The following is an 18634-nucleotide window of genomic DNA, read 5'->3' as shown; positions in this document are numbered from 1 at the left end:
GGGGGCTCGGGTGGCGCCACCGGAGCCACCGGACGCCTTCCGCGCGGCGGCCCGGTTCCGACCGTCGCGGCGTCCACGTGCGTCGGGCAGCGTCCCGACCGCCCCGGGCCCGGACGGCGTGTCCCGGACGAGGACCGATCGGACGCCGGGCGCAACAGGTTCGACAACGAACCGACCGGTCGGGTGGACACCGGCGAGAATCATGATCAGTTGTACGAAGGGATCGCGCCGGTCACAGCCGTCCCGCTACCGTACTGGTAACACGCGCGTCGCCGGTCCGGGCGGGACGAACCCGTCCGGTGGCACGCGCCGGGCATGGGATTGGTCGGTGAGCCATGGCCGGGTCGCAGTCCGACGGACGGCTGTCGGAGGTCAAGTTCCTCACCGTCGCCGAGGTGGCGACGGTGATGCGGGTGTCGAAGATGACGGTCTACCGCCTGGTGCACAGCGGTGAGCTCACCGCGGTCCGGGTCGGCCGGTCGTTCCGGGTGCCCGAACACGCGGTGCACGAATACCTGCGGGGCGCCTTTCAGGAAACCGCCTGACCCTCCCGAGGGCCGTCGTCCGAGCATGACGTAACGGGCATCGAAGGGGGCGCGTTGGTCCTGCTGACGCTCTCCGGCTACCCTGGACCCCGACCGTGACCGCAGGTGCGCCCTGCCGCTTACCCCGCTGGTCCGGTCCGTTGTCCGCAAGCGGTCGCCGACGCCACACCGTGGCGTCATCCGGTCGCCCCGCACGTTGCATCGAAAGGCTTTCGTATGGGCTCGGTGGTCAAGAAGCGCCGCAAGCGCATGGCTAAGAAGAAGCACCGCAAGCTGCTGCGCAAGACCCGCGTCCAGCGTCGTCGTCTCGGCAAGTGACCGGGGCCGGGTTCCGACCCGGCTCCCGTCTTCACTTGCCAACTGTCGACCCTCGGAGGCTCAGGTGATCACGCCGCGGATGTCCCGGTTCGATCCCTCCTGCCGGGGAAGGTGCGCGACATGACCCCCGGTGGCACCACAGGTGCCCCGGGGGTCGTCGTCGTCACCGGGGTCAGCCGCTACCTCGGCGCACACGTCGCGGCCCGGCTCGCGGCCGACCCCCGCATCGAGCGGGTCATCGGCGTGGACCAGCCCGAGCCCGGCGCCGAGTTCTCCGACCTGCTCGACCGGGTCGAGCGCGTCCGCGTCGACGCCGGCTCGCTCGGCGGCCTCCTCGCCGACCTCGACGTCGACGCGGTGGTCCACCTCGCGCTGGTGACCTCGCCGGACCCGCAGCACGGCGGCCGCTCGGCGATGAAGGAACAGAACGTCATCGGCACGATGCAGCTCCTCGCCGCCTGCCAGCGCGCGCCCCGGCTGCGCAAGCTCGTGGTCCGCTCCTCGACGGCCGCCTACGGGGCGTCCTTCCGCGACCCGGCCGTCTTCACCGAGGAGACCGAGCCGCGCGAGGTGCCGCGCGGCGGGTTCGGCCGCGACATCCTCGACATCGAGGGGTACGTCCGCGGCTTCCGCCGCCGCCGGCCCGACGTCACCGCGACCGTGCTGCGCTTCGCGCCGTTCATCGGCTCGACCGCCGACACCACCCTCACCCGCTACTTCTCCCGGCCGGTGGTGCCCACCGTGTTCGGGCGGGACCCCCGGTTGCAGTTCCTGCACTTCGACGACGCGCTGGAGGTGCTGCACCGGTCGATCGTCGAGGACCATCCGGGGACGTACAACGTGGCCGGGCCGGGCGTGCTCTCCCTGTCGCAGGCGATCCGGCGGGCCGGCCGGGTGGCCGTGCCGGTGCTGGAGCCCGGCCTCTCCAGCGCCGCCGCGATCGCCCGCAACCTCGGCTTCGGCCGCTACGGCCTGGACCAGGTCGACCTCTTCGTGCACGGCCGGGTCGTCGACACCAGCCGGCTGGAGCGGGAGTACGGCTTCACGCCCCGCTCCACCGCCGCCGCCTTCGACGACTTCATCCACGCCCACTACGGCGGTGTCGTCGTGAACCGGGACCAGTTGGCCGTCGCGGAGCAGCTCGTGCTGGACGGCATCCGGCAGGTTCGGGCTGCCGTGCGGGAGGGCTCGTGAACGGGCCGGAGGAGCGGCGCGACGGCCGCTACGACGTACCGCTGACCGTGGCCGCGCCGGACGCGGAGCCCGCGCGGGCGAACGGACACCAGCTCGGCACGCCCGACGAGCCCGACACGTCCGCCACCGACGAGACGGTCGCGCACGACGCGCCGGCCCCGGTGGGTGGGCCGGCGGTGCCGGACCGGCCCGGCGACCACTGGGACCGCAAGGTCGCCAAGGGCCTGGCGTTCCTGCGTCGGCGGCTCTCCGGCGACTACGAGGTCGACGAGTTCGGCTTCGATCCCGAGATCACCGACGCGGTCTTCCACCCGCTGCTGCGGATGCTCTACCGCGACTGGTTCCGCACCGAGGTCACCGGCCTGGAGAATGTGCCCACCGAGGGTGCCGGCCTGGTGGTCGGCAACCACTCGGGCACCGTGGCGCTGGACGCGCTGATCCTCTCGGCGGCGCTGCACGACCAGCATCCGGCCCGCCGCTACCTGCGGCTGCTCGGCGCCGACCTGGTCTTCCGGATGCCGGTGGTCTCCGAGCTGGCCCGCAAGACCGGCGGGACGGTCGCCTGCAACCCGGACGCGGAGCGGCTGCTCGGCAACGGCGAGCTGGTCGGCGTCTTCCCCGAGGGCTTCAAGGGCATCGGCAAGCTCTACTCCGAGCGCTACAAGCTGCAACGCTTCGGCCGGGGCGGGTTCGTCTCGGCGGCGCTGCGCACGGGCACCCCGATCGTGCCGGTCGCCATCGTCGGCGGCGAGGAGACCTATCCGATGCTCGCCGACATCAAGCCCCTGGCGCGGCTGCTCAAGCTGCCCTACTTCCCGGTCACGCCGACGTTCCCCCTGCTGGGGCCGCTCGGCATGGTGCCGCTGCCGAGCAAGTGGCTGATCGAGTTCTGCCCGCCGATCCCCACCGCGCACCTGATCGACTCCGCCGACGACCCGCTTGTCGTGTTCAACCTCGCGGACCAGGTGCGGGAGACCATCCAGCAGACCCTGCACCAGCTGCTGGAGCGGCGCCCGGACCCGTTCGGCCCCTGACGGACGCGGCCGGCCCGCGTCGCTGAGGGCGCGGGCGGCCGGTGCGGCTGACGGCGCGGGCGGCGGGTGTCGTCAGCCGTCGCGGCGGCGCCGGTGCAGCGCCAGCCCGGCGCCCACCGCCCCGACGACCAGGCCGGCCGCCGCGGTGGACGGTACAGCGATCTTGACGGCGCGGCGGCCGGTGCGGAAGTCGCGGACGTCCCAGCCGCGCTGCCGGGCCTCCTTGAACAGGGCCGCGTCCGGGTTCACCGCCACGCCCCGGCCCACCATGGAGAGCATCGGCAGGTCGTTGCACGAGTCGCTGTAGGCGGTGCAGCGGCGCAGGTCCAGCCCCTCGACCGCGGCGAGCTGGGTGACCGCCTCCGCCTTGGCCGGGCCGTGCATCAGGTCACCGACCAGCCGGCCGGTGTACGCGCCGTCGACGATCTCGGCGACCGTGCCGACCGCGCCGGTCAGGCCCAGCCGCGCGGCGATCACCCGGCCGATCTCCACGGGCGCGGCGCTGACCAGCCAGACCCGTTCGCCGGCGTCCAGGTGGCGCTGGGCGAGCTGGCGGGTGCCGGCCCAGATCCGCGGCGCCATCAGCTCGTCGAAGATCTCCTCCGCGAGGCGCTCCACGTCGTCCACCCGCCAGCCCTCGACGAAGGCGAGGGCGGCCTCCTTGGCCTGCGACATGTCGCCGGCGTGCTCGGTGGCGAGCAGCCGGAACCGCAGCTGCTGCCAGGCGAACCGGGCCAGGTCCGCGGTGGTGAAGTAGTCGCGCGCGGCGAGACCCCGGGCGAACCAGTAGATCGACGCGCCCCGCATCATCGTGTTGTCGACGTCGAAGAAGGCCGCCGCGGTCGGATCGGGTTCCGGGGGAGCGAGGGGCGCGAAGTCGGTCTCCGCCCAGCCGGCGGTGTGACCGTGGGCGTCGGTGCTGACGGTCACCTTGCGGCTGCGGACCACGCGACCTCCCTCCGCTCGACCGGCGCGACGTGTGCTTCCGCGAGGGTAGCCGGGCGCGCGTGGCGGACGGCCGCCCATGGGGAGAACTGTGGCGTGGACGTCTCGGCCGGATCCGGCCGACGCCAGTCAGCGGTCGCCGGGGCAGGTGGCCGGGGCCGGGCCGAGGGCGTCGCTGCCGACGGGTGCGGGCCCGCCGCAGGCGATCGTCGCGCGCAGCGCGTCGGAGCGCTTGCGGGCCGCGTCGAGCAGGGCGAGCGAGCGGCGGGTCCGGTCGCGTTCGGCCCGGCTGGCGTCGTCGAGGAGCCCGCCGACCGCCCGGCGCTGGCCGGTGAGGAAGGAGTTGACCGCGTCCAGCGCCGCCGGGTCGGAGCGCTGCGTCGCGGCGGTGGTCAGCAGGCGTACGCCCTGGCGGGTGTCGGCGTCCATGTCGTCCAGCACGGCGCTGAAGCCGTCCTCGTTGCCGCGCAGCGCGGCCGCCTCGGCGAGCCGGGTACGGGCGAAGTCCAGGAACAGTTGGCCCCGGCTGACGTCGGAACTGGCCAGCGCGAGCTGGGCGCGTTCGGTGGAGCGCTTCATGCCGTACAGCGCGTCGCCGGGGACGGCGTTCTCGCTGGCGGCCGAGATGCCCGAGAGGGCGACGGCGCCGGCCGCGACGCCGACCAGGATGGCGCCCCGGGCTCGGGCCCGGCGGGCGGTCACCGCCGGCAGCAGCCGGTTGCGGCCGGCGTCGGCGGCGGAGCGCCGGGACGACGGCTCGGTGGTGACGGCGGCCGGGGCACCGATGCCCTCGCGTTCGGCCGTGGCCAGGAGCATGGCCCGCAGTCCGGTGCGGAACTCAGGGTCCACCTCCACGGCCGGCGGGGCGGCGGGCAGCCGCTGACCCACCGCGACGAGCATGGCCAACTGGTCGTCGGCCCGGGAACGGACGTGGTGTCGCCGGCCCCCGTTGGCCTCGTCGAGAAGCTGCGCGAAACGCTCCGCGCGCCGACGGGAGAAGAGGTTGCTGTCCACCGCGGGCACCTCCTCTCGCTGGTCGCGGCCGGTCGGCCGCTGTCGTCGACAGCGACCGGTGACGGCGGGACACCACGGACGAAGGTCGTGGCCGGCCGCGCTGCCGGGCCTCGGGGGCCCGGGGGATGCCGGGGCTACCACCGGTCGCACCCGGAGAAACGGTCCGCACCGGACATGGGTTACGGGGCCGGCGGAGGCGAAATCACGGAAAGTGATCGCTGTCACGGGGTCGCGACGCCACGGACCTGCGCGTACATCGCATCGATGCACGGCGTTCCTTCTGTCCGGGACTACGGTTGGAAGCCGTCCGGCAGCAGCCGGGCCAGCGCTCGTACCGCGCGGTACTGGAGCGCCTTGATCGCGCCCTCGTTCTTGCCCATCGTGCGGGCTGTCTCGGCCACGGAGAAGCCCTGCAGGAAGCGGAGCACGATGCACTCCTGCTGCTCCGGGTTGAGCTGCTTGACGGCGCTGAGCAGGGCCACGTTGGTGATGTGCTCGACGACCGCCGCCTCCGGGCTGCCCTCCGGGCCCCGGTCCTCGCGGTCGGCGTCCAGCACGTCCCCGGTGGTGACCTCCAGCCGGTAGCGGCCGGACTTGAAGTGGTCCGCCACCAGGTTCCGGGCGATGGTGACCAGCCAGGCGCCCAGGTCGCGCCCCTGCCAGGTGAAGCTGCCGATCCGCTTGAGGGCGCGCAGGAAGGTGTCGGAGGTGAGGTCCTCGGCGAGTTGCCGGTTGCCCACCCGGAAGTAGACGAACCGGAACACCGTGTCGACGTACCGGTCGTAGATCAGCCCGAACGCCTCGGACTCGCCGGCCTGGGCCCGCTCGACCAGCCCCCAGACCTCAGTGGCGGGGTCGGACGGGTCGGGACGGCTGGGGAAGCCCGTCGACGTGTTGACCGGCGCGGCGGCGGCCGGCACCGCCGGGAGCACCGCGGTCTCCGCGCCCGACTCGTCGGGCGCCTTGGCCGGTTCCGTGGTGCGGCGGCCCTGCGCCGGCATGGTGGGCCGGGGGACGGCGACCCGGCCGCCGGCCGACTTGGCGTTGCCGCCCGGTGTCGCGGAGCGGGGCGGCGGTTCGTTCTGGTGTGGCCGGCTGCGGGTCCGGCTCGACGTGCCCTCCCCCCGGACGGCGAGGCTGCCCGTGTCGTCCAGCGGACCCCGGGCGGCGGGCCGTTCGTTGAGCTGGCCGCGGATCACCGGGTTGGTCAGGCCGGCCGGCCGTTCCGCGTATCCGAAGGTGGTCACCGCGCCGCCTCCGTCCCGCCGGCCGACCACGCCGGTCGGCGCGTCGCCGTCGTGGCCCGGCCGGCTGGGCCGGGCAGGGCTGGCTCGGGGTGTGCCGACGGGCGGCAGATCCCCTTGAGGTGCTGGTCCAATGCGCTCACAGGCACGGGGGCCTCCTCGGGCTGAGGGGTGTCGACTCACGGCAAATGGGGTGAGCCGACCCGAGTGATGATAGGGCCAACGTCACCCACGCGTGGCAAGTCCGTTACACAGGGCGGAAGTATTTCCCGCCGCGCCGCACACCTGGCGGACCGGTTGTCCGTCGTGTGCGGTTGACTTTCGGATTACCTCGTGGTTGCGAAAGAAATCCAGGTCAGCGGGCGGGTCACGGGGCTTGGGCGGAACGGCGGCGCGGGTGTCGATCCAGGACCGTCCGGGACGCCCGGCGGGTCCCGGCGTGTCCTGTGGACGGGACCGGTCGCGTCCCGCCCGCGCCCAGCGGTCGTCCCGCCGGCGGGACTTGCCCGGGCCGCCGTTGCCACCGACCGGGGTGTCTCCTCAGGCCTCCGGCGGGCATGGCCCACAGGCCCCGCGCTGTGCCAGACTCAGCCACCGTGCAGGACGCAACCGACAGCTCCGCCTCGACCCTCGTCGAGCGGCTCCACCGGGCGGCCGCCGCCCACGGCGACCGACCCGCGCTGCACTGGCGCGAGCGGACCGTCACCTGGTCCGAACTGGACGCGTCGGTGACGGCCACCGCCCACGCCCTGGCGGCCCTCACCGGGGCGCGACCCGCCGGGCCCGGCCCGACGCCGGGAGCCGCCGACCCGCACCCGCCCCGGATCGCCGTCGCGCTCGGCAACTCGCCGGACTTCGTGGTGAGCTGCCTGGCCGCGCTGCGCGCCGGGCTGGTCGCGGTGCCGGTCAACCCCGGCCTCACCGCCCCCGAGCTGCGGCATGTGCTGGCCGACTCCGGCGCCTCGGTGCTGATCTGCACCGAGCGGGTACGCGACCTGGTCGCCGACGCCGCCGGGGACCTGCCCGCGCTCGTCGCCGTGCACACCGCGCCGCCGGTGGCCGACGCCGGTCACCCGTTCCCCGACCGGGGCGGCGACGACCTGGCGCTGCTGCTCTACACCTCCGGCACCGAGGGGCGGCCCAAGGGCGCGATGCTGACGCACCGGGCGCTGGCGGCCAACCACGAGCAGGTCGGCCGCATCGACCCGCCCGTCGTCGGCCCGGACGACACCGTGCTGCTGGCGCTGCCGCTGTTCCACGCGTACGGGCTGAACGCGGGGCTCGGCGCGGTCGTCCACCATGGCGCGACCGGGGTGCTCGTCGACGACCTCGGCTCCGACGCGGGGCTGGCCGTGATCGCCCGGCACCGGGTCACCGTGCTGGTCGGCGTACCGTCGATGGTGGCCGCCTGGTCCACGGCGGACGGCGCCGCCCTCGCCGCGGCGATGGCGTCGGTCCGGGCCGTGGTCTGCGGCGCGGCGCCGCTGGAGCCGGCCGTCGCGGCCCGCTTCGCCGAGGTCGCCGGCCGCCCGGTGCACGTCGGGTACGGCCTCACCGAGACCGCGCCGGTGCTCACCTCCACCCTGGTCGGCGGGGAGCCGAAGCCCGGCTCGATCGGCCGGCCGCTGCCCGGCGTCGAGTTGCGTCTGGTCGGGACCGACGGGGCCGACCTGTGGCGCGACGGCGTGGCCGAGCCGGAGGACGACGCCGACGAGCTGGACCTCTCCGACGCCATGCCCGGCACCGACCCGGGCCAGGTCGTGGTGCGCGGGGCGAACGTCTTCGCCGGCTACTGGCCGGACGGCCGGGGCGGCCCGGACGCCGACGGCTGGTGGCCCACCGGCGACGTGGCGTACGCCGACTCCGACGGCGACCTCTTCCTGGTCGACCGGATCGGCGAGCTGATCCTGGTCAACGGGTTCAACGTGTACCCGCACGAGGTCGAGCTGGTGCTCTCCGCGCACCCGGGGGTGGCCGAGTCGGCGGTACTGGGTGTGCCGCACCCGCGGACCGGCGAGACTGTCCGGGCGTACGTGGTGCCGGCGCCGGGGCGTCCGGTGACCGGTGAGGAGCTGCTCGCCCACTGCGCCCGCAACCTGGCCCGGTTCAAGTGCCCGACCGCCGTCGAGTTCGTCGACGAGTTGCCGCACTCGGTGATCGGCAAGGTGCGCAAGACCCTGCTCCGGACGGCGTCGTCCCCGGCGTCCCCGGTGCCGTCCCCGGCGGCGTCGCCGGAGACCCGCCCGCCGGCCCCGGCCGGCGCCAGCACGACGGAGGAGACCGATGCGTGAGCCCCGACTCACCCTGATCACCCGCCCCGGCTGCCACCTCTGCGACGAGGCGAAGCTGGCGCTGGACCGGGTGGTGGCGGTCACCGCGGACCGGTGGACCGAGAAGGACGTCACCGACGACATCGAGCTGGAACGCGAGTACGGCGACCGGCTGCCCGTGGTGCTGCTCGACGGCAAGGAGCACGGCTACTGGCGGGTGGAGGAGGAGCGGCTGCTGCGGGACCTGACCACGCCGCAGCTGTAGTGCCGGGCGCTATGGTGCTGCCATGACCCCGGCACGCAACCACCTGGTGTGGGACTGGAACGGCACCCTGCTCAACGACCTGAGTCTGGTGGTCGCCTGCACCAACGCCGCCTTCGCCAGCGTCGGCGGGCCCGCCGTGACCGCCGACGAGCACCGGGTACGGTTCCGCCGCCCGATCGCCGACTACTACGCCGAGGTGCTCGGCCGGGCGGTCGACGACGACGCGTTCGGCCGGCTGGACCGGATCTTCCACGACGCGTACCGCACCGGGCTGACGACCTGCGAGCTGGCGCACGACGCCACGGTCGCGATGGCCGCCTGGTCGGGCAGCCAGTCCCTGCTGTCCATGTGGTTCCACGAGGAACTGGTGCCGACCGTGCACACGTACGGGCTCACCGGGCACTTCGTCCGGGTGGACGGGCTGCGGGCGACCGTCGGCGGCGACCGCAAGGCCGCGTCGCTCCGGCGGCACCTGACGGAGCTGGGCGTGGACGGCCGGGACGTGGTGCTGATCGGGGACTCCGTCGACGACGCCGACGCCGCCGTGTCGGTGGGGGGCCGCGCCGTCCTCTACACCGGCGGGTTCACCGACGCGGCACGGCTGCGCGCCTCCGGCCACCCGGTCGCCGACACCCTCAGCGAGGCGGTCAGCCTGGCGGCCACGCTGCCCTGACCGGTCCCGGCCTCCGTCCGGGCCCCGGCGGCAGACCGGCGGCCGGTCCGTGCGCTGGTGGCAGGGTCGGGCGGCGGGTCAGTTGCGCAGGTAGGCCAGCACCGCCAGGACCCGGCGGTGCTGCTCCGTGTCGGGCGGGAGCTGGAGCTTCGTGAAGATGTTCCGGACGTGCTTCTCGACGGCGCCGTCGGTGACCACCAGGGTCTTCGCGATCGCCGTGTTGGAGCGGCCCTCGGCCATCAGCGCGAGCACCTCGCGTTCGCGCGGGGTGAGCTCGCGCAGCGGGTCGTCGCGCCGCCGCCGGGCGAAGAGCTGGCCGACCACCTCGGGGTCGAGCACCGTCCCGCCGGCGGCCACCCGGTCCAGCGCGTCGAGGAACTCGTCGATCGCGGCCACCCGGTCCTTGAGCAGGTAGCCGATCCCGCCTCCGCCGCCACCGGTGGTGGCGAGCAGGTCGTCGGCGTACGACACCTCGACGTACTGGGAGAGGACCAGGATCGGGGTGCGGGGCACCAGGCGGCGGGCCTCCACCGCCGCGCGCAGCCCCTCGTCGGTGTGCGACGGCGGCATCCGGACGTCGACGATCGACACGTCCGGCCGGTGCGCCACCACCGCCGCCACCAGCGCGTCGCCGTCGGCCACGGCCGCCACCACCTCGTGCCCGCGCTCGGTGAGCAGCCGTACCAGCCCCTCCCGGAGCAGCACCGCGTCGTCCGCGATCACGATCCGCATGCCCTGTTGTCTACCACGTACGGCTCACAGCGGGAGTTCCGCGCGGATCTTGGTGGGCCCGCCGGCCGGGCTGACCACGGAGAGCCGGCCCCCGGCGGCGCGGATCCGGTCGGCGATGCCGACCAGCCCGTGCCCCTTGGCCAGGTGGGCGCCGCCCTGCCCGTCGTCGTCGACGTCGACCTCCAGCCGCCCGTCGTGCCGGGCCACGGTGACCTGGCACTCGGTCGCCCGGCTGTGCTTGGCGACGTTGGTCAGCGCCTCGGACACCACGAAGTAGGCGGTGCTCTCGACCGCCGGGTCGAGCCGGCCGGCCGGGCTGGCCAGTTCCGGGTCCACCCGCAGCTCGATCGGGATCAGGCCGCGCCCGGCCAGTGCCGCCAGGGCGCTGGGCAGTCCCCGGTCGACAAGGATCGGCGGCGCGATGCCCCGGGACAGGGCGCGCAGCTCGGCGAGCGTCTCCCGGGTCTGGGTGACCGCCTCGTCCAGGGTGCGCCCGGCGGCCCGCGGGTCGGTGGCGAGTTGCTGGCGGGCCCGGCTGAGGTCCATCGCGAGCCGGACGAGGCGCTGCTGCGGGCCGTCGTGGATGTCCCGCTCCAGTCGGCGCAGCGCGCTCGCCTCGGCGGAGACGGCGGCCCGCTTCTGTTCCTCCAGCACGGTGATCCGGTTGCGCATCTCGGCCACGCCGGTGAGCAGCGCCCGGCCGAAGCCGGCCTGCAGCAGCGCGCAGCCCCGGGCCACGATCGGCAGGGTGATCAGGAAGAACAGCCCGATCGCGGTGTGCAGCCCGATCCGGACGACTGTCGAGTTGCCGAGGCCGAGGAGCTGGGGGAGGCCGACGTCCTCCGGGTCGCCGTGCGGCAGCGTCCAGTCGTACGCCCAGTAGAGGGTGCCGGCGACGGCGCCGGCCCACCAGACCAGCGTGACCACGAAGGTGACGATGGCCACGATCAGCTTGAGGATGCCGTGCGCCAGGTCGAGCCAGGACTGCGCGTCCCCCATCGGCACGAAGATCCGCCGCCAGGCGCTCGCGCCGGGCTCCGGGAGCCGGTACTGGGGGCGGATCCGGGCCTGGTGGAGCACGGTGGGCAGGCGGAGGCGCTCGATGTCGGCGAGGCCCCGGGCGGCGTAGAGGGTGCCGCTGAGGATCGGCAGGCCGATCACCGTCACGACCAGCCCCAGCCCGGCAGCGAGGCCGACCAGCAGGACGACGAAGCTGGCCAGGGCCAGCGGGAGGCCCAGCAGCACGTAGCCGGAGTCCAGCAGGAGCTGTCGGGAGATGGTCGGCGCCGGCACGGGCTGATCGGCGGCGACGGGTACGGCGGTCATGTCAAGAGGCTAGGCAGCGCGGGGTCGCCGACCCATCCCGTCGGCCCGCCTCTGCGGCGTAGGGCTGGCCCTACCGTGACCGGATCGTGGGCGAGCCGTGGGCCGCGCGATTGGTCAGAGAAGTCGTAATTGAGCAATAATCGGCGCTACCGGCACCATCGCCACCGCCCCGAGGTCGGGCGGTGGCCGGCGGCGGCCACTGGATCGATCTTGCGGAATGGAGGCGCTGGTGAAGCCGCGTCGCGAGCTTTCAAGATCGCGATTTGTGCACGCGTTCACAAGCGCCTACTCTGTAGTTCCGACGCGCCCTGCTAGCACAGCCGGCAATCTCGGTCGCCAGCGGGGATCCCCAAACGGCCGGCCGCCCGAGTTGGCCGAGGATCGCACCGCACGGAGTCTCATGAGTCAGCACCGTCACCCTGGCGCGCCCGGCCGCGCCGGTGCCGTACCGGCGCTCCCGGATCTGCCGGAGGCGACCGTCGCGCGGCTCCCGGAATACCTCCGTGCCCTGCACAACCTCGCCGAAACCGGCCACGAGACCGTGTCCAGCGAGGGGCTGGCCAGCGCCGCCGGCGTGAACTCCGCGAAGCTCCGCAAGGACCTCTCACACCTCGGCTCGTACGGGACCCGTGGCGTCGGCTACGACGTGGCGCTGCTGGTCGACCAGATCGAGTACGTGCTCGGGCTCACCCAGCGGCGGGCCGTCGCCCTGGTCGGCGTGGGTAATCTCGGTCACGCCCTCGCCGGCTACGACGGCTTCGCCAGCCGCGGCTTCCGGATCGCCGCCCTCTTCGACGCCGACCCCGCCCGGGTCGGCGAGGAGATCAGCGGGCTGGTCGTCCGGCACATCGACGAGCTGCCCCGGGTCGCCGTCGAGGAGGCCATCGCCATCGGCGTGATCGCCACCCCGGCCCCGGCCGCCCAGGCGGTGGCGGACCAGCTCGTGGCCGTCGGTGTGACGAGCATCCTGAACTTCGCCCCGTGCGTACTCTCGGTTCCGGAGGGGGTCGACGTGCGCAAGGTCGACCTCGCGATCGAGCTGCAGATCCTGTCCTTCCACGAGCACCGCAAGGCATCGCTGACCGCGCTGCCCGCCACCGGTGGGTCCGCCCTGACCGCCCTGCCCGGGGGGCTCGCCGTCACCGACCCGCAGGAGGCGATCGGCACGTGAAACTGCTCGTCGTCGGCGCGTCCTACCGCACCGCTCCCGTCGCCACGCTGGAGCAGCTCGCGGTCGGCCCCGCGGACCTCACCCGCACCCTGGACCGCCTGGTCGCCCAGCCGTACGTGACCGAGGCCGTGATCGTCTCCACCTGCAACCGGGTGGAGGTCTACGCCGCCGTGTCCGGCTTCCACGGCGGCCTCGGCGACATCTGCGCGGTGCTGGCCGACCAGGCCGGCTGCCAGCCCGCCGCGCTCGCCAGCCACCTCTACGTGCACTTCGACGCCGCCGCCGTGGACCACGTCTTCCGGGTCGCCGCCGGGCTCGACTCGATGGTCGTCGGCGAGGCGCAGATCCTCGGCCAGCTCCGGGACGCCTACCATTCCGCGACCGGGGCCGACACCGCCGGGCGGCTGCTGCACGAGCTGATGCAGCAGGCGCTGCGGGTCGGCAAACGGGCGCACGCGGAGACCGGGATCGACCGGGCCGGCCAGAGCGTGGTGACCGCCGCGCTGGAGCTGGCCGCCGGGCACCTCGACGGCGACCTCGCCGGCCGTCCCGCGCTGGTGGTCGGCGCGGGCGCGATGGGGTCGCTGGGCGTCGCCACGCTGTCCCGGCTGGGCGCCGGGCCGCTCACGGTCACCAACCGGGGCGCCGACCGGGCCGTCCGGCTGGCCGAGGCGTACGGGGCCAGTGCGACGCCGATGGCGGAGCTGACCACCGTGCTCTCCACAGTGGACATCGTAGTGGCCGCCACCGCGGCCACCGAAGCGGTCCTCACCCGTGATGTGGTGACCCGGGCGCTCGCCGGACGCGACCCCGGCCGGGGGCCGCTCGTCCTGCTCGACCTGGCCGTGCCGCGCGACGTGGAGGCCGGCGTCGCCGAGCTGCCCGGCGTCGAGGTCATCGACATCGACCGGATGGCGACGCTGCTCGCCGACGGGCCCGCCGCCGCCGACGCCGCCGCCGTCGAGCGGATCGTGGCCGGCGAGGTCGACGCCTTCCTCACCTGGCTGCGCGGCGCCGACGTGGCGCCCACGGTGGCCGCCCTGCGTGGCCGCGCCGACGACGTGGTCGGCGCCGAGCTGCGCCGGCTCGCCCAGCGCCGCCCGGACCTCACGGACGACCAGCGCGCCGAGGTGGCCCGGACGGTGCACCGGGTGGTGCAGCGGCTGCTGCACCAGCCGACCGTGCGGGTGCGCCAGTTGGCGGCCGAACCCGGCGGCGACCAGTACGCGGCCCTGCTGCGCGAGCTGTTCGACCTCAAGGTGCCGCAGACGTCCCCGGTCGACAACGTCCCTGACATCGTGGCCGGCGACGCCGCGCCGCCGTTCGGCCTCGCCGACAACTTGCCGCCGTTCGGCCTCGCCGACGTCCCGCCGCCCGTCGGCCTCGCCGACATCCCGCCGTCGACGGGTTCCGCCGACGTCCCGCCCCTCGGAGGTGAGCGATGAGCACGCCCCTGCGCCTCGGTACCCGGGGCAGCAAACTGGCGATGGCCCAGTCCGGCCACGTCGCGGAGGCCCTGACCGCCGCCACCGGCCGGCCCGTCGAGCTGGTCGAGGTGGTCACCGCCGGCGACCGCTCGTCCGCGCCGGTGCACCGGCTCGGCGTCGGCGTCTTCGTCTCCGCCCTGCGGGACGCCCTGACCGCCGGCACCATCGACTTCGCGGTGCACTCCTACAAGGACCTGCCCACCGCGGCGGCGGCCGGGCTGCACATCGCGGCGGTGCCGATGCGGCAGGACCCGCGGGACGCGCTTGTCGCCCGGGACGGCCGGACGCTCGCCGAGCTGCCCTCCGGCGCGACCGTGGGCACCGGAGCGCTGCGCCGCATCGCCCAGCTGCACGCCCTCGGGATGCAGCTGGAGGTCACCCCGATCCGCGGCAACGTCGACAGCCGCCTCGCGCGGGTGCTCGGCCCGGAGGCCGACCTCGACGCGGTCGTCCTGGCCCGGGCCGGGTTGGCCCGGCTCGGGCGTACCGACGTGATCACCGAGACGCTCGACCCGATGCTGATGCTGCCCGCGCCCGCCCAGGGCGCGCTGGCGGTGGAGTGCCGGGCCGACGACACGGACCTGGTCGAGCTGCTCGCCGTGCTCGACCACGCACCGTCCCACGCCGCGGTCACCGCGGAACGGGCGCTGCTGGCCACCCTGGAGGCCGGATGCTCCGCCCCGGTCGCCGCCTACGCCGTCGTCGCCGAAGGCGAGCCAACCGGCTCGGGCGTCGAGGGTGACTTCGTCCAGGAGATCTATCTGCGCGGGGCGGTGATCAGTCCGGACGGCACGAGAGACCTCCGGCTGTCCCGCACCGGAACGCTCGCCGACGCGGCGGAGATCGGCAAGGCACTCGCCGCCGAACTCCTCGACCTCGGCGCCGACTCGATCCTCGGCCACGATGGACACGCCGGCCCGGGGACCCAGCAATTTGGGAGCACAGAATGACCCGCACCCGTAAGCCCGTAGGCCGCATCGCCTTCGTCGGGGCCGGTCCCGGCGACCCGGGCCTGCTGACCCGCCGGGCGCACGACGCTCTGGTCGACGCCGACCAGGTGGTGTACGACCGGGGAGTCCCCGAGTCGCTGCTCGACGCCGTCCGCGCCCAGGCCAGGGAAGACGCCCAGTTCACCCCGGCGGAGGGCGCGCCGGGTGACGTGGCGAAGGTGCTGATCTCGGCGGCCCGTTCCGGGCTGAACGCGGTGCACCTGGTCGCCGGCGACCCGTTCGGCCACGATTCGGTCGTCAAGGAGGTGCAGGCGGTCGCGCGGACCGCCGCACACTTCGAGGTGGTTCCCGGGGTCGGCCAGGCCGAGGGGGTGGCGACCTACGCGGGCGTGCCGCTGCCGGGCGTACGGACGGCGGCCGATGTCGAGGACGTCAGCACGCTGGACTTCGACGCGCTGGCCGCAGCCGTCGGCCGGGGCTCGCTGGCCCTGGCCGTGGACGCCGGCGACCTCGCCGCGATCCGCGACGGGCTGCTCGCGGCCGGGGTGGAGGGCACCACCGGCGTCGGGGTGACCGGCGACGGCACCGGCGAGACGCAGTACACCACCACGTCGACCGTGGACTCGTTCGTCGCGGCGGCGCTCGGCTTCACCGGCCGGGTGGTCCTCACCGTAGGCGAGGGCGTGGGCCAGCGGGACAAGCTGAGCTGGTGGGAGAACCGGCCGCTGTACGGCTGGAAGGTCCTCGTGCCCCGCACCAAGGAGCAGGCCGGCGTGATGAGCGCGCGGCTGCGCGCGTACGGGGCCATCCCCTGCGAGGTGCCGACGATCGCGGTCGAGCCGCCGCGCACCCCGGCCCAGATGGAGCGGGCGGTCAAGGGCCTGGTCGACGGCCGGTACGCCTGGGTGATCTTCACCTCCGTCAACGCGGTCCGCGCGGTCTGGGAGAAGTTCGCCGAGCACGGCCTGGACGCCCGGCACTTCGGCGGCGTCAAGATCGCCTGTATCGGTGAGGCGACCGCCGACGCCGTCCGCGCGTTCGGCATCCAGCCCGAGCTGATCCCGTCGGGGGAGCAGTCCTCCGACGGGCTGCTGGCCGAGTTCTCGCCGCACGACGAGATCCTCGACCCGGTCGGTCGGGTGCTGCTGCCGCGTGCCGACATCGCCACCGAGACCCTCGCCGCCGGGCTCACCGAGCGTGGTTGGGAGGTCGACGACGTGACCGCCTACCGGACGGTCCGGGCCGCCCCGCCGCCCGCCGAGATCCGGGACGCGATCAAGTCGGGTGGCTTCGACGCCGTGCTCTTCACGTCCAGCTCGACGGTGCGCAATCTGGTGGGTATCGCGGGGAAGCCGCACGCCCGTACCGTCGTTGCAGTGATCGGGCCCAAGACGGCGGAGACCGCGACGGAGTTCGGCCTGCGGGTCGACGTCCAGCCGCCGCACGCCTCGGTCCCCGATCTGGTGGAGGCGCTCGCCGCCTACGCCGTCGAGCTGCGCGAGAAGCTCGCCGCCATGCCGGCGAAGCAGCGCCGTGGCTCGAAGGTGCAGGGGCCGACCGCCCTGAGGTTCCGGTAGTCGTAGCAGGAGGTCCGTGATGCCGTACCCCGAGATCCGGCCCCGCCGGCTGCGCCGCAACGCGGCCATCCGGCGGCTGGTCTCCGAGACCCGTGTCGACCCGGCCGAGCTGGTCGTGCCGATGTTCGTCAGGGAGGGGTTGACGGAACCGCGGGTTATCGCGTCGCTCCCGGGGGTGCTCCAGCACTCCCGGGACTCGCTCCGCAAGGCCGCGGCCGAGGCGGTCCAGGCGGGCGTCGGCGGGATCATGCTCTTCGGCGTGCCGGAGCGGCGGGACGCCACCGGCTCCGGCGGGATCGACCCGAACGGCATCCTCAACGTCGCGATCCGCGACGTCGTCGCCGAGGTGGGCGACGCCACTGTGGTGATGAGCGACCTCTGCCTGGACGAGTTCACCTCGCACGGGCACTGCGGCCTGCTCACCCCCGACGGTGGCGTCGACAACGACGCCACGCTGGAGGCGTACGCCGAGATGGCGGTCGCCCAGGCCGCCGCCGGGGTCGGTGTGGTCGGGCCGTCCGGCATGATGGACGGCCAGATCGCCGTGGTACGCCGGGCGCTCGACGCCGCGGGCCACCAGGACGTCGCCGTGCTGGCGTACGCCGTCAAGTACGCCTCGGCCTTCTACGGCCCGTTCCGGGACGCGGTGGAGTCGGCCCTGGAGGGCGACCGCCGCACCTACCAGCAGGACCCGGCCAACCTGCGGGAGTCGCTGCGCGAGGTCGAGCTGGACGTCGCCGAGGGCGCCGACATGGTGATGGTCAAGCCCGCCCTGCCCTATCTCGACGTGGTGTCGGCGGTCCGCGCGGCGGTGGACGTCCCGGTCGCCGCCTACCAGGTCTCCGGCGAGTACGCGATGGTCGAGGCGGCCGCCGCCAACGGCTGGATCGACCGGGAGCGGGTGATGCTGGAGACGCTCACCTCGATCCGTCGGGCCGGCGCGCAGGTCATCCTCACCTACTGGGCGGTCGAGGCCGCCGGACTCCTCCGCCAGCGCTACTGACCCAACCCGCCCCAGCGCGACCCGCCCCAGCGCGGCCCGGCTTGGCCCAGTGCGGCGCGACCCGGCGCGGGCGGGTCCTGCCCGGCGTGGTCTGTTCGGGCGCGCCCTGATCCGGTCCGACCCCTTCGGTCTCCGACCCGGTCGGGGCAGCGGAGCGGGTTCTAATCGAGCCAACTCATTCCTCTGCCGCCCGTCTCGGGACACTCGCCGGACCTTCACCTGCCCACTCGCCGTCCAGTGCGATGTGCTGGTGCGTGGCGTTGTCGTTCCTTGCAGGCATACGCAGGCGTCAGTGCTAGTCGCCCGCTTCGAGTAGACGTCCGCTCCGCATGCGGAGCATTCCCCTGACCGTAACGCTGAGTACTCGACCTGCGCCTCGGATCCCACCGCCCTTCGGACGCTTTGCTCTGCATCCCTATATGCGCCAGTAACCCGGAGTGCCTGTTGCGTATGGGGATGCAGAGCAAAGGGCGTGCAGAGGTTCGTCGGTCCTTCGGAGGGCCAACACTGAAGTCGCTGGTCATAGCGCTGTGGCTGTCAGCGGCGGTGATCGAGGGTCGTTCAGTGCCGGATATGCCATCACTTAGCGTAGGCGGCGGCAGAAAAACCGCTCCTGTTACGGTCCGTTACTGTCTGGCTGGGTTCGCCCCGGGGTGTGGGGGAAGGACCGGTCGTCGGTTTTCCACAGGTGGCTGAGTTATCCACAGGCGGAGCGGGCGGGATTGCGGGAGAGGCATCGCAGCCGGGAGCGTGACGGGATGACCGAGCTTCCCGCCGAACCGGAAATTGACCGGGATTCCGGCCGACCGGCTGGCTTCGACCAGTTGTCCGGTGCCGCCGGGCCGTCGGGACCCGCAGGGCTGTCGGTCGGCGCTGGGCCGGCGGG

The 18634-nt window shown here is 73.9% G+C and carries 17 protein-coding genes; 12 read left to right on the top strand and 5 right to left on the bottom strand.

The genetic code is table 11. The annotated features are described in order from the left end of the window. Nucleotides 1-335: 335 nt before the first annotated feature. The 4 genes from AB0B83_RS20990 (at nt 336) to AB0B83_RS20975 (ending at nt 3091) form a co-directional block, all read left to right on the top strand. Complete coding sequence (locus AB0B83_RS20990) at nt 336-545, top strand: helix-turn-helix domain-containing protein (RefSeq protein ID WP_007465625.1); 210 nt, start codon at nt 336-338, stop codon at nt 543-545. A 216-nt stretch (nt 546-761) separates the two neighbouring features. Next, nucleotides 762-863, top strand: coding sequence for an AURKAIP1/COX24 domain-containing protein (locus AB0B83_RS20985; protein ID WP_007465623.1), 102 nt, complete (start codon nt 762-764; stop codon nt 861-863). Between the two features lie 120 nt (nt 864-983). Further along, entirely contained in the window at nt 984-2057 is a 1074-nt protein-coding gene (locus tag AB0B83_RS20980) for an NAD-dependent epimerase/dehydratase family protein (protein WP_357579604.1), read from the top strand. Nucleotides 2058-2218: 161 nt separating this feature from the next. Then, entirely contained in the window at nt 2219-3091 is an 873-nt protein-coding gene (locus tag AB0B83_RS20975; protein WP_357579608.1) for a lysophospholipid acyltransferase family protein, read from the top strand. A 72-nt stretch (nt 3092-3163) separates the two neighbouring features. Here the strand turns inward: AB0B83_RS20975 and AB0B83_RS20970 are convergent, their stop codons facing one another. From AB0B83_RS20970 to AB0B83_RS20960, 3 genes are all read right to left on the bottom strand, one after another. Next, nucleotides 3164-4039 carry an HAD-IB family hydrolase gene (locus AB0B83_RS20970; protein ID WP_357579603.1) on the bottom strand — a complete coding sequence of 292 codons (876 nt, stop codon included), beginning with the start codon at nt 4037-4039 and terminating at the stop codon, nt 3164-3166. A 126-nt stretch (nt 4040-4165) separates the two neighbouring features. Then, nucleotides 4166-5050, bottom strand: coding sequence for a DUF5667 domain-containing protein (locus tag AB0B83_RS20965; protein WP_357579602.1), 885 nt, complete (start codon nt 5048-5050; stop codon nt 4166-4168). A gap of 290 nt (nt 5051-5340) precedes the next feature. After that, nucleotides 5341-6297 (bottom strand): ECF subfamily RNA polymerase sigma factor, BldN family, encoded by a 957-nt coding sequence (locus tag AB0B83_RS20960; RefSeq protein WP_132230800.1) that lies wholly within the window; start codon nt 6295-6297, stop codon nt 5341-5343. Between the two features lie 554 nt (nt 6298-6851). Here AB0B83_RS20960 and AB0B83_RS20955 point away from each other — a divergent pair. The 3 genes from AB0B83_RS20955 to AB0B83_RS20945 are packed head-to-tail and all read left to right on the top strand — an operon-like array spanning nt 6852 to nt 9502. Beyond that, the gene (locus AB0B83_RS20955) at nt 6852-8585 is read left to right on the top strand and encodes an AMP-binding protein (RefSeq protein WP_357579601.1); all 1734 of its coding nucleotides are present in this window, start codon (nt 6852-6854) and stop codon (nt 8583-8585) included. Continuing rightward, nucleotides 8578-8829 carry a glutaredoxin family protein gene (locus tag AB0B83_RS20950; protein ID WP_357579600.1) on the top strand — a complete coding sequence of 84 codons (252 nt, stop codon included), beginning with the start codon at nt 8578-8580 and terminating at the stop codon, nt 8827-8829. Before AB0B83_RS20955 ends, AB0B83_RS20950 begins: the two co-directional genes overlap by 8 nt. Before the next feature lie 22 nt (nt 8830-8851). Continuing rightward, nucleotides 8852-9502: an HAD hydrolase-like protein gene (locus tag AB0B83_RS20945; protein ID WP_357579599.1), complete on the top strand. Its 651-nt coding sequence runs from the start codon at nt 8852-8854 to the stop codon at nt 9500-9502. A gap of 78 nt (nt 9503-9580) precedes the next feature. Here the strand turns inward: AB0B83_RS20945 and AB0B83_RS20940 are convergent, their stop codons facing one another. Together AB0B83_RS20940 and AB0B83_RS20935 are read right to left on the bottom strand one after the other, a co-directional pair. Then, nucleotides 9581-10234, bottom strand: a complete 654-nt coding sequence (locus AB0B83_RS20940; protein ID WP_311413154.1) for a response regulator transcription factor — start codon at nt 10232-10234, stop codon at nt 9581-9583. Nucleotides 10235-10258: 24 nt separating this feature from the next. Next, nucleotides 10259-11560, bottom strand: coding sequence for a sensor histidine kinase (locus AB0B83_RS20935; RefSeq protein ID WP_357579598.1), 1302 nt, complete (start codon nt 11558-11560; stop codon nt 10259-10261). Between the two features lie 400 nt (nt 11561-11960). Between AB0B83_RS20935 and AB0B83_RS20930 the strand changes: the two genes are divergently transcribed. The 5 genes from AB0B83_RS20930 to hemB are packed head-to-tail and all read left to right on the top strand — an operon-like array spanning nt 11961 to nt 17748. Beyond that, nucleotides 11961-12731 (top strand): redox-sensing transcriptional repressor Rex, encoded by a 771-nt coding sequence (locus tag AB0B83_RS20930; RefSeq protein WP_151453397.1) that lies wholly within the window; start codon nt 11961-11963, stop codon nt 12729-12731. Further along, the gene (locus AB0B83_RS20925; protein ID WP_357579597.1) at nt 12728-14176 is read left to right on the top strand and encodes a glutamyl-tRNA reductase; all 1449 of its coding nucleotides are present in this window, start codon (nt 12728-12730) and stop codon (nt 14174-14176) included. Before AB0B83_RS20930 ends, AB0B83_RS20925 begins: the two co-directional genes overlap by 4 nt. Further along, the gene (hemC, locus tag AB0B83_RS20920) at nt 14173-15168 is read left to right on the top strand and encodes a hydroxymethylbilane synthase (protein ID WP_357579596.1); all 996 of its coding nucleotides are present in this window, start codon (nt 14173-14175) and stop codon (nt 15166-15168) included. The genes AB0B83_RS20925 and hemC overlap by 4 nt, the downstream gene beginning before the upstream one ends. Then, nucleotides 15165-16745 carry a uroporphyrinogen-III synthase gene (locus AB0B83_RS20915; protein WP_357579595.1) on the top strand — a complete coding sequence of 527 codons (1581 nt, stop codon included), beginning with the start codon at nt 15165-15167 and terminating at the stop codon, nt 16743-16745. The genes hemC and AB0B83_RS20915 overlap by 4 nt, the downstream gene beginning before the upstream one ends. A gap of 19 nt (nt 16746-16764) precedes the next feature. Further along, nucleotides 16765-17748, top strand: coding sequence for a porphobilinogen synthase (gene hemB, locus AB0B83_RS20910; protein WP_357579594.1), 984 nt, complete (start codon nt 16765-16767; stop codon nt 17746-17748). Nucleotides 17749-18634 lie beyond the last annotated feature (886 nt).

Source organism: Micromonospora sp. NPDC049060 (genome assembly GCF_040649055.1).
Classification (GTDB): Bacteria; Actinomycetota; Actinomycetes; order Mycobacteriales; family Micromonosporaceae; genus Micromonospora; species Micromonospora reichwaldensis.
Note: the sequence above shows the minus strand (reverse complement) of the source record. Positions and strands in the feature narration are given on the sequence as shown.

Bases quoted from the DNA above. Each gene is read 5' to 3' on its own strand.
- hemB (WP_357579594.1), top strand. From the start codon at position 16,765: ATGCCGTACCCCGAGATCCGGCCCCGCCGGCTGCGCCGCAACGCGGCC.
- AB0B83_RS20940 (WP_311413154.1), bottom strand. From the start codon at position 10,234: ATGCGGATCGTGATCGCGGACGACGCGGTGCTGCTCCGGGAGGGGCTG.
- AB0B83_RS20915 (WP_357579595.1), top strand. From the start codon at position 15,165: ATGACCCGCACCCGTAAGCCCGTAGGCCGCATCGCCTTCGTCGGGGCC.
- AB0B83_RS20945 (WP_357579599.1), top strand. From the start codon at position 8,852: ATGACCCCGGCACGCAACCACCTGGTGTGGGACTGGAACGGCACCCTG.
- AB0B83_RS20950 (WP_357579600.1), top strand. From the start codon at position 8,578: ATGCGTGAGCCCCGACTCACCCTGATCACCCGCCCCGGCTGCCACCTC.
- hemC (WP_357579596.1), top strand. From the start codon at position 14,173: ATGAGCACGCCCCTGCGCCTCGGTACCCGGGGCAGCAAACTGGCGATG.
- AB0B83_RS20955 (WP_357579601.1), top strand. From the start codon at position 6,852: ATGGCCCACAGGCCCCGCGCTGTGCCAGACTCAGCCACCGTGCAGGAC.
- AB0B83_RS20980 (WP_357579604.1), top strand. From the start codon at position 984: ATGACCCCCGGTGGCACCACAGGTGCCCCGGGGGTCGTCGTCGTCACC.
- AB0B83_RS20935 (WP_357579598.1), bottom strand. From the start codon at position 11,560: ATGACCGCCGTACCCGTCGCCGCCGATCAGCCCGTGCCGGCGCCGACC.
- AB0B83_RS20990 (WP_007465625.1), top strand. From the start codon at position 336: ATGGCCGGGTCGCAGTCCGACGGACGGCTGTCGGAGGTCAAGTTCCTC.
- AB0B83_RS20985 (WP_007465623.1), top strand. From the start codon at position 762: ATGGGCTCGGTGGTCAAGAAGCGCCGCAAGCGCATGGCTAAGAAGAAG.
- AB0B83_RS20930 (WP_151453397.1), top strand. From the start codon at position 11,961: ATGAGTCAGCACCGTCACCCTGGCGCGCCCGGCCGCGCCGGTGCCGTA.